13 protein-coding genes and 2 pseudogenes are annotated in these 13,540 nt (G+C 68.8%); 2 read left to right on the plus strand and 13 right to left on the minus strand.

Features of this window, described 5'->3' with window-relative positions:
* Positions 1 to 13: 13 nt before the first annotated feature.
* Entirely contained in the window at positions 14 to 3,040 is a 3,027-nt protein-coding gene (locus SCWH03_RS22675) for a CHAT domain-containing protein (protein ID WP_173266146.1), read from the minus strand.
* Between the two features lie 99 nt (positions 3,041 to 3,139).
* On the opposite strand from SCWH03_RS22675, the gene SCWH03_RS22680 reads away from it, so the two are divergent.
* Positions 3,140 to 3,490 (plus strand): hypothetical protein, encoded by a 351-nt coding sequence (locus SCWH03_RS22680; RefSeq protein ID WP_109296541.1) that lies wholly within the window; start codon positions 3,140 to 3,142, stop codon positions 3,488 to 3,490.
* Positions 3,487 to 4,362 carry a hypothetical protein gene (locus SCWH03_RS22685; protein ID WP_162602735.1) on the plus strand — a complete coding sequence of 292 codons (876 nt, stop codon included), beginning with the start codon at positions 3,487 to 3,489 and terminating at the stop codon, positions 4,360 to 4,362. The genes SCWH03_RS22680 and SCWH03_RS22685 overlap by 4 nt, the downstream gene beginning before the upstream one ends.
* Before the next feature lie 165 nt (positions 4,363 to 4,527).
* On the opposite strand, the pseudogene SCWH03_RS29345 reads toward SCWH03_RS22685, so the two are convergent.
* From SCWH03_RS29345 to SCWH03_RS22740, 12 genes and pseudogenes are all read right to left on the minus strand, one after another.
* Positions 4,528 to 4,635: pseudogene (locus tag SCWH03_RS29345) on the minus strand (DUF6411 family protein); the annotation flags it as partial.
* A gap of 623 nt (positions 4,636 to 5,258) precedes the next feature.
* Positions 5,259 to 6,053 carry an urease accessory protein UreD gene (locus SCWH03_RS22690; protein WP_173266147.1) on the minus strand — a complete coding sequence of 265 codons (795 nt, stop codon included), beginning with the start codon at positions 6,051 to 6,053 and terminating at the stop codon, positions 5,259 to 5,261.
* Positions 6,050 to 6,793, minus strand: coding sequence for an urease accessory protein UreG (gene ureG / locus SCWH03_RS22695; protein ID WP_173266174.1), 744 nt, complete (start codon positions 6,791 to 6,793; stop codon positions 6,050 to 6,052). The genes SCWH03_RS22690 and ureG overlap by 4 nt, the downstream gene beginning before the upstream one ends.
* Positions 6,794 to 6,818: 25 nt before the next feature.
* The gene (locus SCWH03_RS22700; protein WP_216854786.1) at positions 6,819 to 7,475 is read right to left on the minus strand and encodes an urease accessory protein UreF; all 657 of its coding nucleotides are present in this window, start codon (positions 7,473 to 7,475) and stop codon (positions 6,819 to 6,821) included.
* A gap of 8 nt (positions 7,476 to 7,483) precedes the next feature.
* Positions 7,484 to 9,358 (minus strand): urease subunit alpha, encoded by a 1,875-nt coding sequence (ureC, locus tag SCWH03_RS22705; protein WP_173266148.1) that lies wholly within the window; start codon positions 9,356 to 9,358, stop codon positions 7,484 to 7,486.
* Positions 9,359 to 9,391: 33 nt separating this feature from the next.
* Positions 9,392 to 9,883: an urease subunit beta gene (locus SCWH03_RS22710; RefSeq protein WP_254076959.1), complete on the minus strand. Its 492-nt coding sequence runs from the start codon at positions 9,881 to 9,883 to the stop codon at positions 9,392 to 9,394.
* Positions 9,884 to 9,980: 97 nt separating this feature from the next.
* Entirely contained in the window at positions 9,981 to 10,367 is a 387-nt protein-coding gene (gene ureA / locus SCWH03_RS22715; protein ID WP_173266149.1) for an urease subunit gamma, read from the minus strand.
* A gap of 782 nt (positions 10,368 to 11,149) precedes the next feature.
* Positions 11,150 to 11,542, minus strand: a complete 393-nt coding sequence (locus SCWH03_RS22720; RefSeq protein ID WP_173266150.1) for a type II toxin-antitoxin system death-on-curing family toxin — start codon at positions 11,540 to 11,542, stop codon at positions 11,150 to 11,152.
* Complete coding sequence (locus SCWH03_RS22725) at positions 11,539 to 11,733, minus strand: ribbon-helix-helix protein, CopG family (RefSeq protein ID WP_173266151.1); 195 nt, start codon at positions 11,731 to 11,733, stop codon at positions 11,539 to 11,541. Before SCWH03_RS22725 ends, SCWH03_RS22720 begins: the two co-directional genes overlap by 4 nt.
* A 617-nt stretch (positions 11,734 to 12,350) precedes the next feature.
* Entirely contained in the window at positions 12,351 to 12,794 is a 444-nt protein-coding gene (locus tag SCWH03_RS22730; protein WP_173266152.1) for a PIN domain-containing protein, read from the minus strand.
* Positions 12,791 to 13,087: a ribbon-helix-helix domain-containing protein gene (locus SCWH03_RS22735; RefSeq protein ID WP_173266153.1), complete on the minus strand. Its 297-nt coding sequence runs from the start codon at positions 13,085 to 13,087 to the stop codon at positions 12,791 to 12,793. Before SCWH03_RS22735 ends, SCWH03_RS22730 begins: the two co-directional genes overlap by 4 nt.
* Before the next feature lie 355 nt (positions 13,088 to 13,442).
* A pseudogene (locus SCWH03_RS22740) lies at positions 13,443 to 13,520 on the minus strand (IS5/IS1182 family transposase); the annotation flags it as partial.
* Positions 13,521 to 13,540: the final 20 nt, after the last annotated feature.

The raw sequence follows: 13,540 nt of genomic DNA on the forward strand, positions 1-13,540 counted from the left end.
ACCGAACGACCTCTTACGGGCCTACATGGACGTACGGTGCCCAGCCCATCACGTCGTCGGGGTGATGTGCCCGTACGGCGTGCAATGCGGCGTGGAGCGCGGTCGCCGGGTTAGGCGCGGGCCGACGAGACATGTGCTCGTACACGAGGTCGGTGATGTCCGACGCGAGGGTGTCGTCGATGGACCACAGGGTGCCGACGACGTCCCTGAAGCCGGCGAGTTGGAGTGCTGTGGCGAAGCTGATGGCCTCGTCGGCCAGGACGATGCCGCCGCGCGAGGTTTCGCAGGCTGAGAGGAAAGCGAACTGCGCATGCGGCAACCGGAGATTCACGATGTCGCGCAGTGTCAGCGGACCGTCGTGCAGGATGAGCGCGCCGCGCGACGGGTGACCGAGGTCCTGCCTGCCATGGCACGCGAAGTGTGCCCAGGAGCAGTGGGTGAGGGCCTCTCGAACCGACGGCGCCGTGGCGGCGGGGCCGGTGACGAGTTCGGCGTCCGGGTGCCGCCGGTGCACTGCCCGGGCTTCCTGCTCGGCGGCCGGAAGGTCGGGCCAGCCCGGAGTCGAGGGCATGGAGACGATGAGGCCGCGTGCGGCCTCCCTGGCGCTCGGCGGCCGGGGGTGCGTCAAGGGGTGCTTCGGCGGATGCGTTCGGGTGTACAGCAGGGCCCGCAGTGTGGGGGTGTAGGACGAGACGACGCGGTCCAGCACCGCGTCACCGCCGCTCTCCGGGCGATGATGTCCCGCAGCGTGCATGGGCAGCAGCGTGAACAGTCCGGTGGGGCACCACCACAGACGGGGCCACTCGGTCCCGGGGCCGATCGGCTTGGTGTGGCCCAGCGCTTCCAGCACCGGCTTGGCGACGACTGCCCACAGCCAGGACAGGCCGTCCACGAGGGCCTCACTGGCCCTTAGCGGTGACGGTTCGCCGTCGACAGCGCGGGTGAAGCGGATGACCCGGTTGGCCACGTGCCGCTCGTCCAGCTTGAGGTCGAGCACCTGCACCCCCGCCCCGCTCAGGAGCAGGGCGTAGCACCCGTATCGGCTCGCGCACAGGAGGACCACCGGCCCGCGCTCCGCGGCGACGAGTAGCTTGGCGAAGGGCCGCGGCCGCAGGAAGTCGGCAAGGTCGGATACTTTGCGTATGTCGGCGAGGACCTCCTCCCGCTCCCGGGCGAGGGCCGCGCGTCGGTCGTTCGCACGCCGGCGCTCGTGCACCTCCTCCGCGGCCGTGCTGTACGAACCGTCGGGCAGCCGGTCCAGTTCGTCGAGGACCTGACGGAGCCGGTGGTCGAGCTCCGGCGCCAGGGCGCGCAGCTCGCTATGGTCGGTACGGGCTTCCAGGGCCTGGGCGAGCAGGATGCCACGGCCCTGTTCGATGAGTTCCACCGCGCGTTCCGCCCGGTCGGCCCGTACGGCGACGGCGGCGGCGTGCGCGACCAAGTTCGGGTGTTCCGCGATCAGGCGCTCCCGGTCGGCCCGGTCCAGGCCGCGCCAGGCGGTCAGCTCCAGCTGCTCCAGGGCGAGGGTGAAGGACTCGACAGCGCCGGTGAAGTCCTCCGAGTCGGCCGCGAGGTACCCGGCCGCGACGGCCGCCCAGGCGCGGTCCCGGGCCGGTGCGGAGGTGATCGAGGAGGCGTCGCGCAGTGCCTGCAGCGCCTGCTCGCGGTCGGCGGGGTCTGCGCCGGCGCGGTCCCGCAGTGCGTACCCCAACGTCATCAGGGTGTCCCTGCGGTACGGGTGGTCTTTGGGTAGGAGCGCGTCGGCCTCTCTCAGCGCCCCGATGGCCTCGTCGAGCTGGTCCACCGCCGAGAAGTGGTCGGCGTACGCCATCAGGGCCTCGGCGAAGCCGCGCAGCAGGTACGGCCGCTGGTAGCTGCCGACCCCGCACGCCTCGACCGCCGCCCGGCCTGCCTCGACGGCATCGGTGAGATCGCGGGGGTCGTGTTTCGACGTGAAGCGCTTCTGTAGGACACCGGCCAAGAGGCGCAGGCCGCGGGGCCGGTCCGGATGGCCATCTGTGGTGAGCGAGAGGGCGTGCCGTATGTGGGCGGCGGCTTCATCATGTCGGTCGACTCCGTTCGGGACCGTTCCGGGGTGGCCCTGGAGCGCCGCCGCCAGGTTCATCAGTCGGCTCGGCAGGTCCGGATGGTCGCGCGGGGTGGTCCGGACCGCCTCGAACTGTGCTTCCAGCGCCTCGGTGGCGGATTCGAACCGACCGGTGTGACCGTAGTGCTGGCTCAGGGCCGTGGCGAGGTTGGTGAGGTAGGCGGCGCGGTACTGGTCGTAGCCGGGGGCACCGTACGCTGCCTCGCGTAACGCCCGGATGGCGAGGTCCAGCCTGTCCAGGTCCCCTTCGCGCTCGTACAGTCTGATCGCGATGTGCCCGAGAGTCGAGAAGCACTTCGGGCGGTACGGGTCACCCTCAGGGAGCACGTCTTCGGCCATGAGCGTCACGTTGTAGGCTCGGGTCAGGGAATCCGCGTCGCCCGTGTACTCGTACCGGCGGGTGAGCACATTCCCGAGCATGATGAGGGACTCCGCCCACACTACGTCCTGCCGTGGGTTCGCCCGTACGGCGAACAGGCACAAGGCGACGGCGTCGTCGAGTAGCCGGGCATCTCCGTTGATCTCCGCCTCTTTGAGCAGGCTGACGCCCCGGGCCGTCAACGCGGTCAGTTGACTTGTGGGCGTGTCGCGTATCGGTTCCCCTTGCTCCATAAACACTTCCAACAGGTCGGTGGGTACGCAGTGCGGGGCCACCTGGCTCACCATCTTGTAGAACAGACCGCCGCGCCCGGCGTCCGCGTCCGAGCCGTCGTACTGGAAGCGTTGCCAGTGGAAGCTGGCCAGCAGCACGGCGACGTTGAACGCCCGCGCGGTCTCCACCTTCTCGGTCTGGGGAGCCAGCCAGTCGATGGCGTAGTAGAGGCGCTCGGCGAGCTGTTGTGCCTCGGGGCCCCGCAGGACTGCGGGGTCGCCGCTGGCGGAGAAGGCGGCGAGCCGGTCCTCCATGGCGAAGGTGAGTGTTTCGATGCTCATGACGCCCCTGGGTGGCCGCGTGGAATGCCGCCGAACTCATGACTCACACGTATGACCAATGAGACTATTCCGTGAAGGGCGTGTAGAGGGGGCGAACAGGTGGAACCCACCGCTGCGGACATCAGCGAACTCACGTGGATCTGCGATGACCTGCCGCAGCTGCGCACATGGGCGGCAAAGAAGGAGTGGGCCGTCGATCTGGACAGGGCCGTCGACGAGTTGCGCAACGGTACGCGGACGGCGGCAGCCGTGGCGGAAGAGGTCCGCCGACGCCTGGGCTGGCCGGTGCGGCGGCGGGGGTACGAGCCGGCACCCGGCCAGGCGCCCGCACCGCCACCGGCCGGCTTCTACACCTGTCCGGGCCGGCGCTGTTCACGTTGGAAGCACCGCGCGCCGGGCGGCCCGCTGCCCGAATGCGCCCTGTTCGGCGAGCCGATGTCCTTCGGATGAACACCTTTCTGTCCGAGCTGGGCAAGAAGCTCGCCGAACGCTGGGTGAGCGTGCTGGCCCTGCCCGGCGCGCTCTTCACCGCCCTTGTGACGGCGGGGTCCGTGCTCGGGCACCGCGACGCCCTGGACTGGCGGCGACTGGCCCGCGCCGCCGAGGACTTCATCGCCCACTTCGACCTCCGCCCGGTGCAGGCTGTCCTGCTGTCCGTGGTGATCCTGGGGGTCGGGGCCGGCATCGGGCTGCTGGCGCGCGGACTCGGCGGCGTGGTGGAGAGGGTGTGGTTGCTCTCAGGTCCGGTGTGGTTGACCGGCCGGCTCATCCGACGACGCCAGGACCGGTGGCGTCGCGCGCACTCCGCGGTCGAGAGCGCATCCACGGACGAGCGTGTCTCCGAGGTCGACAGAGCCGCTCTCGCCGAAGCCCGCAACGCCATCGCGCTCACCCAGCCGGCCCGACCGACGTGGATCGGTGACCGGCTGCGAGGCGTGGGAGTCCGCGTCCACGGCCAGTACGGGCTCGACTTCCCGTACGCCTGGCCACGATTGTGGACCTTGCTGCCTGAAACCTGCCGCAACGATCTGATCGCGGCCCGCGCGGCACTGACCGGCGCGTCGATTCAGGGCGGCTGGGGCCTGCTCTACCTGTGCCTGGGTACACAGTGGTGGCCAGCGGCCCTGGTCGGCGCCGTTCTCCTGCTCATCGGCTGGCGACGCGGCCGGGAAGCGGCGACCAACCTGGCGGACCTCACTGAATCGGCCGTGGACTTGTACGCCGCCGACCTCGCGCTGTCGCTCGGTGTGGACCTTCCATCCGGCTACCTCACACCTGCTCTGGGGAGGCAGATCAGCGAACGCCTCCGCAAAGGGACGTGAGATATCGGACCGCACCACTGAAGCCCCATAAGTGGGACGAAAACAGCCTAGTACTACGGGACGCCGCGGCGGCCCGATCGCAGGACGTCGGCCTACGTGCCGCCCCGGGGGCCCGAAGACTCGCGGGTGAGTGGTTCGAAACACTTCTGATGTGCGGCCGGAAAGCATGCGGCCGCGAGCCCGGCGGCCGGCTGAGCCGCTGCGGCCCACGGCGCGGGAACTGGTGTGGAAGGGCTTGCTCAGGAGCCGACCCAGGATGCCGGGCGCCTTCCCTCACGGTGAGTTAGCCCGCGTCCAGCTTCGGCCCCGGCTCGGGCAGCAACGGTTCGATCAGCGACCCCCTCTGCGGCTGTGACGCTCATTCGACGCTCCGGGCGTCCGATAGCCTGCTGGCGGGACCGTAAACCCAGGCTGACCTGCACGTTCTCCCCCGATGGCACATCGTGACATGTTTCCGATGACCTCGCATGTGGAGCGTGGCGATCCTTGAGCCTGCTGAAAAGGGCCGCTGACCTGCTAGTTTGCTGATTGTCCAGTTTCGGGTGGGTCGCGCCCACATGTTTCCATGGGCATACGACGTGAACGTGCGTCGCTTGTCGGGCAAAAACTTCTGACCTGCGGTTTCGACCAAGGAACGGGGGGATCGCAGTGATGTCCTCCGGTTACCGCGGAGCCAGGGCAAGACAATCTCGACGCTCGTTTGACGCTCGTTCTGCCGGGGCGTCAGATGTGTATGAGGGCGACGGTCAGGGGCATTCGGCTCATGTGTCAATGATCAGCGGTCCACTGCCGACGAGCCGGCCCCCGCGTGGGCTCCGTGGGCCCGCCCGGCTCTCCCACCCGGGCGCCGGTCCCGGTTCGTGCCCGCCCCGGCCGCGCGGACAGGTTCGGTACCGTCAGGGCCGGGTCTCCGCCTGTGCGGGACGCAGGCGCTGGGTGGCGTGTCGGTGCCGGTAGTCGCGCATGGCTTCCTCGTGCCAGGCGGTGAAGGTGGCGTCACACAACCGGTCACGGAATCGGCCGATGCCCATCCAGCGCAGTACGGCGCCTGACCGGTCCAGGGGGAAGTGGGTTTCCCCGGGGCCGGTGGTGCCGGCCTCAGGTTCACCGGTTGGTTCAGGTGTCCATCCCAGGGCGGTGACCGTGTCCAGTGAGCGTAGGTTTCCGAGGATGCCGGGCATCCGGCGGGCCTCCTGGCCCAGCTCCAGGCATTCCACCTGAAGCGGCCCGGTGTCGTCGCTGGCCTCAAGGGACATGTTCAGATCCCCGCCCAGCTGCCCGGCACGCCCCAGTACGATCTTCTCCTGCATCAGTGCCCTGCCGGTGCCCTGCAGCCGGATCCGGGTGCGACGGTGGGTTGCGATCTCGTCCGAGACCACGAACGGCTTGCCTGCCCAGGTCAGGATGGCTCCGTCACCCACGGTGGCGTCGACTGTCCAGGATGAGGGTGCCTCGCCTTCGTAGGCGACCGTGCCGGTCGTTTCCACGACGTCGAGCCAGGCACCGGGAGCGACGTCCACCTCGATGCGGACGTCGTCGCCGGACAGCAGCAGTGCCTGGGTGGCGAGCAGGCCCACCCTGGCTCCGTCTGCGTCCTGGTTCATGACCCGCACCGTCAGGTGCCCGGTCTTGTGGTGGAGGTGGCAGCGGCTTCCCGTGGGGGCGATGCCCAGGCGGGTCGGGCCCGTCACGCGCTGGGCCCTGCATGCGCGGGTGCCTGGTCGTGGGTGTGGGTCGCGCTGTCGGCGTGGGTGTGCGTGTGACCGCCCTTGCCGTCCCGGTCGGCGTGGGAGTGCGGGGCCATGGGGCCGGGGTCGACGGGGGTGTGGTCGCCGGCGCGGTAGCGGGCGAGGGTGTCGCGGACCCAGCCGGTCAGCATCCGGATGGACTCCTCGTCGTGTCGGGACAGCGCGACCACCGAGCCCCCTCGGCGGGCTTCGCGGCCCTCGCGGGCCATACGCTCGACGTCCACGCCCACGTATGGGCCCAGGTCGGTCTTGTTGATCACGAGCAGGTCGGCGCGGGCGATGCCGGGGCCGCCCTTGCGTACGACGTCACCGCCGCCGGCGACGTCCAGGACGAACAGCTGGGCGTCCACCAGGGCCGGGGAGAATGTCGCGGTGAGGTTGTCGCCGCCGGACTCGATGATGACCAGGTCCAGCGAGCCGAAGTCGGCCTCCAGGTCCTCGGCCGCCAGCAGGTTGGCGGTCACGTCGTCCCGGATCGCGGTGTGCGGGCACGCGCCCGTCTCCACCGGGCGGATCCGCTCGGGGTCCAGCACCCCGGCACTCTTGAGGTAGCGGGCGTCCTCGTCGGTGTAGATGTCGTTCGTGATGACACCCAGGCGCAGTTCGCCGGACAGCGCCCGGCACAGGGTCGCGATCAGCGAACTCTTGCCGGTGCCGACGGGACCGGCTACGCCCAGACGCATGGCACGGGTGGGGGCGGTGGTGTTCTCAGGCACTGAAGAGTCTCTCCGTGGTGGTGTCGTGGGTCTCGGCCCAGCGCTCGATGAGAGGGGCGCCCTGGGCCGGGATCTGCTCGGTGGTGTGCAGGTGGGCGACCTGAGTGGCCATCTCGTCGATGTCGGGCAGCAGGTCCTTCACCCACGCGGCGATGAGCAGCGGGTCCTGCGGCTCGAGTTTGAGCAGGGCCGCCGTCACGGTCTGGACGTCGTCGTACCCGACCAGGCGGGCCAGGTCGGCGGGACCCATCCCGGCGCGGTGGGCGAGCAGCCCCAGCACGACGGGACGCGACCAGGTGCGTGCGCGCGTGTCCACGGGGCCGGGCCACAGCGTCTGCAGGACGCGCAGGTAACCACGCCCCAGGCGCCGCCCGTTGGCCCTCAGCGCCTGGCTGGGGGTCCGGGCCGCCCAGGCGGCCTCGACCTCGGCCAGGTCGCCGTCATCCGCTGCCACCGCACGGGCGACCACGGCGGCCCCCGCCTCCACACGTGTGACCGTACGGAGGCGGGCACGCAGATAGGCGGGCGCCTGGGCCGATGGCGTACCGGCCCGCAACGCCGGCTCCAGACCCGCTGACTGTGTGTGTCCCCCGGAGGGGAGCCGGGCGTCGCCCAGCAGGGCGAGCAGGAGTGAGGAGGTGGTGCTCACAGGGCGCCTCAGAACATCAGATAGCGCTGGGCGAGCGGCAGGTTCTTCGGCGGATTCGGCTGGTCGAGATACCAGAATCCGGCTCGGCTCTTGTGCTTGGTGAGGCTGTGATTCCGTGTCGTGGCGAGCTCCGGGATCTCCACCGCGATCTTGAACGTACTCGGATCGATGTCGATGCCGAATCGCTCGGCGTTGAAGACCATGTCGGCCTTCCCGACGTCCTTGACGGGCTTGGCGCCCTTCAGTTCACGCCGTAGTCCGAGGGTGGCGCGCAGAGAGTCCTTGAACACGCCCTTGCCCCTCACCGGATCGTAGGGGTCGGTGCCGGGCGGCGGGTTGAGGACCTTGCCCGAGACGAACGAGTAGGACAGCTGGGACGCGATCGCATGGGCCATCGCCGGGCGAAGGAGCGTCGGTTGAGGCGTCGACACCGAGCCGTTGGGGTCGCCCAGGTTGCCGAGCACCATGGCTCCGCCCTTGATGACGATCTCGGGTCGTACGGCGAAGAACCGCGGGTCCCACAGCACCAGGTCGGCCAGCTTGCCCTCCGTCACGGAACCGACGTACTCGTCGATGCCGTGGGCGATGGCGGGGTTGATCGTGTACTTGGCCACATAGCGCAGGGCGCGGGCGTTGTCGCCCACTCCCCGACCGGACCGGTGGAAGAAGTCCGCGTCCTGGAAGGTCTTGTGGCTCCACTCCTTCATGACGTGTGCGACCTGCCAGGTGCGGGTCACGACCTCCCCGATCCGGCCCATGGCCTGGGCGTCGGAGGAGGTGATGGACATCGCGCCCATGTCGTGCAGCACGTCCTCGGCGAACATGGTGGTGGAGCGGATCCGGGAGTCGGCGAACGCCTGGTCGTTCTTGTTGCTGAGGTCGAGGTGGTGGGCGGAGGCCAGCATGTCGATGTGCTCGGCCAGGGTGTTCCTGGTGTACGGCAGCGTCGGGTTCGTAGAGGCGGGCAGAACGTTCTCCTCGGCGGCCACCTTCAGGATGTCGGGCGCGTGCCCGCCGCCGGCGCCCTCGGCGTGGAAGACGTGAACACCGCGCCCGCCGATGGCATCGAGGGTGGTCTCGACGAAGCCGGCCTCATTGAGGGAGTCGGCGTGCAGGGTGACCTGCAGGCCCCACTCCTCTCCGGCCTTCAGCGCGGCGTCCAGAGCCGCCGGGGTGGCTCCCCAGTCCTCGTGGATCTTGTATCCGCCGGCGCCCGCCAGCGCCTGCTCGTCCAAGCCGTCCTCGCTGACGGTATTGCCCTTGCCCAGCAGCATGACGTTGACCGGCAGGTCGTCGAAGCTGCGGTGGAGGTTCACCAGGTGCTGCGGGCCAGGGGTCACGGTGGTCGCCTTGGTCCCCTCGGAGGGGCCCACGCCGCCGCCGATCAGCGTGGTGGTGCCGGTGGCCACGGCCTCCATGACGGCCGAGGGGGAGATGATGTGCACATGGGTGTCGACGGTGCCGGCGGTGAGCATCTTGCCCTCGCCGGAGATCACGTCCGTAGAGGGGCCGATCTCCAGCCCGTCGGTGACCCCGTCCATGACGTCGCTGTTGCCGGCCTTGCCGATCGCGACGATGAGACCGTCCTTGATCCCGACGTCGGCACGTACGATGGTGTCGCTGCGCCGCCGTTTCAGGGCGGGAGCGACGTCCAGGATGATCACATTGGTGATTACCGTGTCGGGGGCGCCCTGCGCGCTGGTGGTGCTGCCCTGCAGCATCGACTCGCGGATGGTCTTGCCACCGCCGAAGATCGCCTCGTCACCGCCGAAGGTCAGATCCTCGGTGATCTCGATCCAGAGGTTGGTGTCGCCCAGGCGGACCTGGTCGCCCACGGTCGGGCCGTAGGACTTCGCGTACTGCTTCCGCGTGATGTTCGCCATTGCTCTGCTCCAGCCGGGTTTACGAGGGCGCGGTCAGTCGAGATCGGTGTCGCCGGGCCGCTTGTCCTTGCGCAGGCCCGGAACACGTCGATTCCCGCCGATCGGTACGACCTCGATCGCGTCGCTGGGCGCGTGCTCCGGGCTGAACCGCATGGAGTCCCCGGGAGCGATGTCGAGGCGGTAGCCCCAGGGGGCCACTCCCGGCGTCTTCGACCGGTCGTGCGCCAACTGGCGGGCGGCGGCGATCTGCTCAAGCCGCGAAAGCCGCGGGTCCGTCAGCGCCTTCTCCGCCTCGGCGGCGGCTTCCTCGTCAGTGAAGAACAGCAAGTCCTCGTTGACGTCGGCCAGGTGGATGTGCGAACCGATTTGGATGTCTCGGTCACCGACGTTGACCACATAGACCGTCGCCTTGCCCTCCACGGAGTTGAGGACATGCTCCGCGGTCGGCTCCCTGACCCACACTCCGCCCACCTCGTACCGGGAGAAGTCGTGGACCTCGCCCGGATCCAGCTCGGAGGGCGGCAAGGACTCGGCAGGTACCGGGCACTCAGGTCGCACGCCCGGACACACGGTCGGCGTGGGCTTCGCTGCCAGCGGTTGGAAGTAGGGCACAGGTCCGTCCTCAGTGGATCGGGGCGGGCGTCGGGGCGGCCTTCGGGGCGCGGATCGGGTCGTAGAGGGTGACGAGTTTGCGGCCGTCGGGAAACGTCGCCTCGATCTGGAGGACGTGGAGCATCTCGGCGACGCCCTCCATGACGTCGGCCGTCGTGAGGACGCTCTCGCCCGCGCCCAGGGTGTCGCCCTTCCGCTGCTCCAGGGGAACGCCGGCGTCGCTCATCATCTGGTCGACGGTGTAGTTGCCCGCCCGGGCCTCCTCGATGACCCAACAGCTGATGTAGGCCACAGCCTCGGGGTAGTTCAGCTTGACGCCACGCTCCTTGCGGTAGCTGGCGAGCATCCCCGCCACGCTCAGCAGCAGCTTCTCCTGCTCCGACGGAATCAGGTGCATCCATGCTCCTCGACGGTGGTGAAGGTGTCTCCGGCCCCCGGTGACCCGGGCTCGACGAAGGCAGCCAGAACGCCTCCGGGCCGACGCCCGTGAGGCGAGCCGGCCGTTTGCCCACAGGGAGTGGCAAACACGCACGGCGTTCCCGGACCCGGCGATGAATGTGAGTCCGCAGCGCCCGGTGGGACCACCGGTCCCACCGGGCGAGCCACGCTGCGTCCTACGTGATCATCCTGCGGTCGGCCGGGAAGCTGCCGCACGATCCGCCCCAGACCCCTCGAATGGATGCCGACGCGAGCGTTTGAACGAAGCCGGCGGCCACGCGAAGGGGTCCTGGTTCGATGACCTTGCACTCGACCGTGACGTCGCGGGGAGAGCGGGCCGTTTCCGGACGGCGAGCACCGCGAGCAACAGCCCGCCGGGCCTCTCCCTGCGAGCGAGGCGTCGCACCTGAATCCATATACGCAGCATCCAGCACAAGGCCCGATCAATGAGGGAGACTTCACCCGCGCCCCGTACCGCCACAAAGGGAGTGCTCATGCCACTGCTTCGTGTCGCGCTGCTCCAGAGCTCAAGCAAGGGGTCGGTCGAAAGGAACCTCAAGTGACTCGAGGAAGCTGCGGAGCATGCCGCTGGCGCTGGCGCCGGCGCCCGACTGGTCATGCCCCGCACACGAAGAAGCCCCCGCTCATCGAACAGGGACTCCCTTTGCCGCAACGCACTGACCCGCGGACGCTCACTCCCTGCACTCGGGTTGGGAAGAGACCGCTGAACGACGTCGACCGTCAGGAAACGGGGAACCAGACCGACAGACGCTTGGCAATGGCCGGTGTATCGATGTTGTCCTGCGCGACTTCCTCGACGAACGGGCCGGCAATGGAGACGGGCGGCGGGGCGGTACTGGCGCTGACGCCGTTGAGCCGCAGGAGGACACGCATGGCAAGCCAGGCGGTGTGCTTGTTGCCGTCGATCAGCGCGTGATTACGGGCGACGGAGTGCAGCAGTGCCGCCGCCTTCTCATGCAGCGTGGGATACAGCTCGACCCCGAACACGCTCATCCGGGGCCGTTCGATCGCTGACACCAGAAGTCCCATGTCACGCACACTGTGTTCGGTATCGGTGACCATGCGAGCGATGGCCAGGATCTCATCGATCTGGACATAGCGGACGTCGGTCACTTCAGGTAGTCCAGGATCTCCGCATCACTGTCCATGAGTTCGGCCAGAACGTCATCGACCTTCAGCTCGGCCCGATCCTGGGCTTCACGGATGGCCTCAATGGCAAGTTCCTGCTTGCTTCGGCGCTCCCGACGAGCTCGCTCGGTGAGCTTCGCGTCAAGGTCGTCGGGGAGTCGGAGTGTCATCGCCATACAGGAATGATACCGGACTGGTATCTGGGTGGCGAGGTGATACCAGCCACTCGAGACCTCGGACACACGACGGCGTCAGCGGAGCCCGGGTTCCGCAGGGGTGCGGGCGCTCTACTCGGTGAATCATGGCGTTGACCTGCGGAAATACCTGTTTCACCCAGGGACGGGGCGTGTCGCGAGGCGGAGGGAAACGTGCTGGTCAGGGGCTTGGGGTGGCTTCGAAGACGCGGGGCGGCTCGGTCAGTCCGAGGGCGGTCAGGATCTGCTTCTGCGTGCGTGGTGGTGGTCTCGGTGCGCTGCCTCAACCCTCTGGAAGGCGCGGCCCGAACGACCAGAGCCGGCACTCCGGCGACCAGCACGGCCGCCGGGCACCCGACCCTGCCCGCCCCACCCTGACCTGCTGCCCATGTACGCGTCAGAGGCCCTTCTCGGCAGGCTCCAGAATCGCCACGCACTCCACGTGCGACGTCATCGAAAAGACGTCAGCCGGAACCGCATCCGGGAAACTGCAGGTCAGATAGGTTTTCCCGCCTCATCGGAGAGTCCACGCGCGCCGCGGGCGTCATGCGAGCGTCACGACCAACGGAATCTGACGACACAGCCGGACAGATCCAACATCAGATCGGAAGGTCGTCGGGCAGCACCCGGAACGCCTTGTGCCGGCCCAACGGGCGCACAGCCCGGAAATCGCGACGGTCGAGCGTGAGTACCGCGTCGGTGTCGTACTCAGCGGCAAGGGCCACGTTCACCGCATCCGCGAGGTCCAGGTCCAAGTCGCGATAGCGGGCGCGCACCGACTGGGCGACACCCAGGTGGTCCTCCGTGATCTCGGGCAGAACGACGCGTCCTCGGCGCACCCAGTGGCGGATGTCGTCGACCGCGCTGAGGGCCGCTTCACGACCGAGCTCGCGCGTGGCGACGTGGTCGATCTCCGCGAGCAGCAGCGGGGACATCACCAGGAGCCCGGCAACCATGATGGCTTCGTTCGACGCCTGGTGCTCGGGGTGGCCGGAGTCGAGCGCCGCAAGCAGCCCGGAGGTGTCCGCGATGACGACGATCACGCAGCGGTCCCGGTCCCGGTCCCGGTCCCGGTCCCGGTCCCGGTCCCGGTCCCGGTCTCGCGGCGCACCGCGTCGGCGACAGCGTCACGCACGTCAGGCTTACCGGGAGTGCGTCCCGCTCCCCGGAAGGTGCGGGAGAAGAGAGGCTCGTCCCATACACGGTTGGCCATGGCCGCGAGATGGATGCCCTGGCGGATGATCTCGGCCTCGCTGATACCGCGCCGCTTCGCAGCCTCTTTGATGATCGCGAGGTCTTTCGGATCGGCGTAGACATTAGTGCGCTTCATCGACATGTACCAAGACTAGCGCATGTACCACAATGGTGTATGTCTATTGCGCCCGAGCGCTCCATGAGCGATGCATCCCGATCGTGCAGCAGAACCGGCCCCGCGCCTGACGCATCCCATGCCGCAGCACCCGGCCGGCGCCGAGCGTAAGAACCTGCGCAGCACAGAGCCGGAGCACCACACGCCCCCCAAGGCTCCGCCCCGAACTGCACTGATGTATCTGGAGGTGAGTCTGCCGCCCTTGGCGATGTCGGCAGTGCAACGCGCAGGCATTCCGATGGCGCATCTTGCATGCCTACGCGCCTCTGCGCGCCCCCACATGCATCCTCTTTGCGCCCCACACTCCCCTGAGGCAGCTCACCTTGCCGTCATCGCGGTTCCCGGCGAGCGGCCGGCCGACCACGACGTCCAGGCGGGTGCCGGCGTCGATGACGACCTGGCGCTCCATAGCGGCCCCAC

It is taken from the genome of Streptomyces pacificus, from assembly GCF_011766325.1.
Classification (GTDB): domain Bacteria; phylum Actinomycetota; class Actinomycetes; order Streptomycetales; family Streptomycetaceae; genus Streptomyces; species Streptomyces pacificus.

Bases quoted from the DNA above. Each gene is read 5' to 3' on its own strand.
- ureG (WP_173266174.1), bottom strand. From the start codon at position 6,793: ATGCGTCTGGGCGTAGCCGGTCCCGTCGGCACCGGCAAGAGTTCGCTG.
- ureA (WP_173266149.1), bottom strand. From the start codon at position 10,367: ATGCACCTGATTCCGTCGGAGCAGGAGAAGCTGCTGCTGAGCGTGGCG.
- SCWH03_RS22725 (WP_173266151.1), bottom strand. From the start codon at position 11,733: ATGGCGATGACACTCCGACTCCCCGACGACCTTGACGCGAAGCTCACC.
- SCWH03_RS22685 (WP_162602735.1), top strand. From the start codon at position 3,487: ATGAACACCTTTCTGTCCGAGCTGGGCAAGAAGCTCGCCGAACGCTGG.
- SCWH03_RS22675 (WP_173266146.1), bottom strand. From the start codon at position 3,040: ATGAGCATCGAAACACTCACCTTCGCCATGGAGGACCGGCTCGCCGCC.
- ureC (WP_173266148.1), bottom strand. From the start codon at position 9,358: ATGGCGAACATCACGCGGAAGCAGTACGCGAAGTCCTACGGCCCGACC.
- SCWH03_RS22735 (WP_173266153.1), bottom strand. From the start codon at position 13,087: ATGTCGATGAAGCGCACTAATGTCTACGCCGATCCGAAAGACCTCGCG.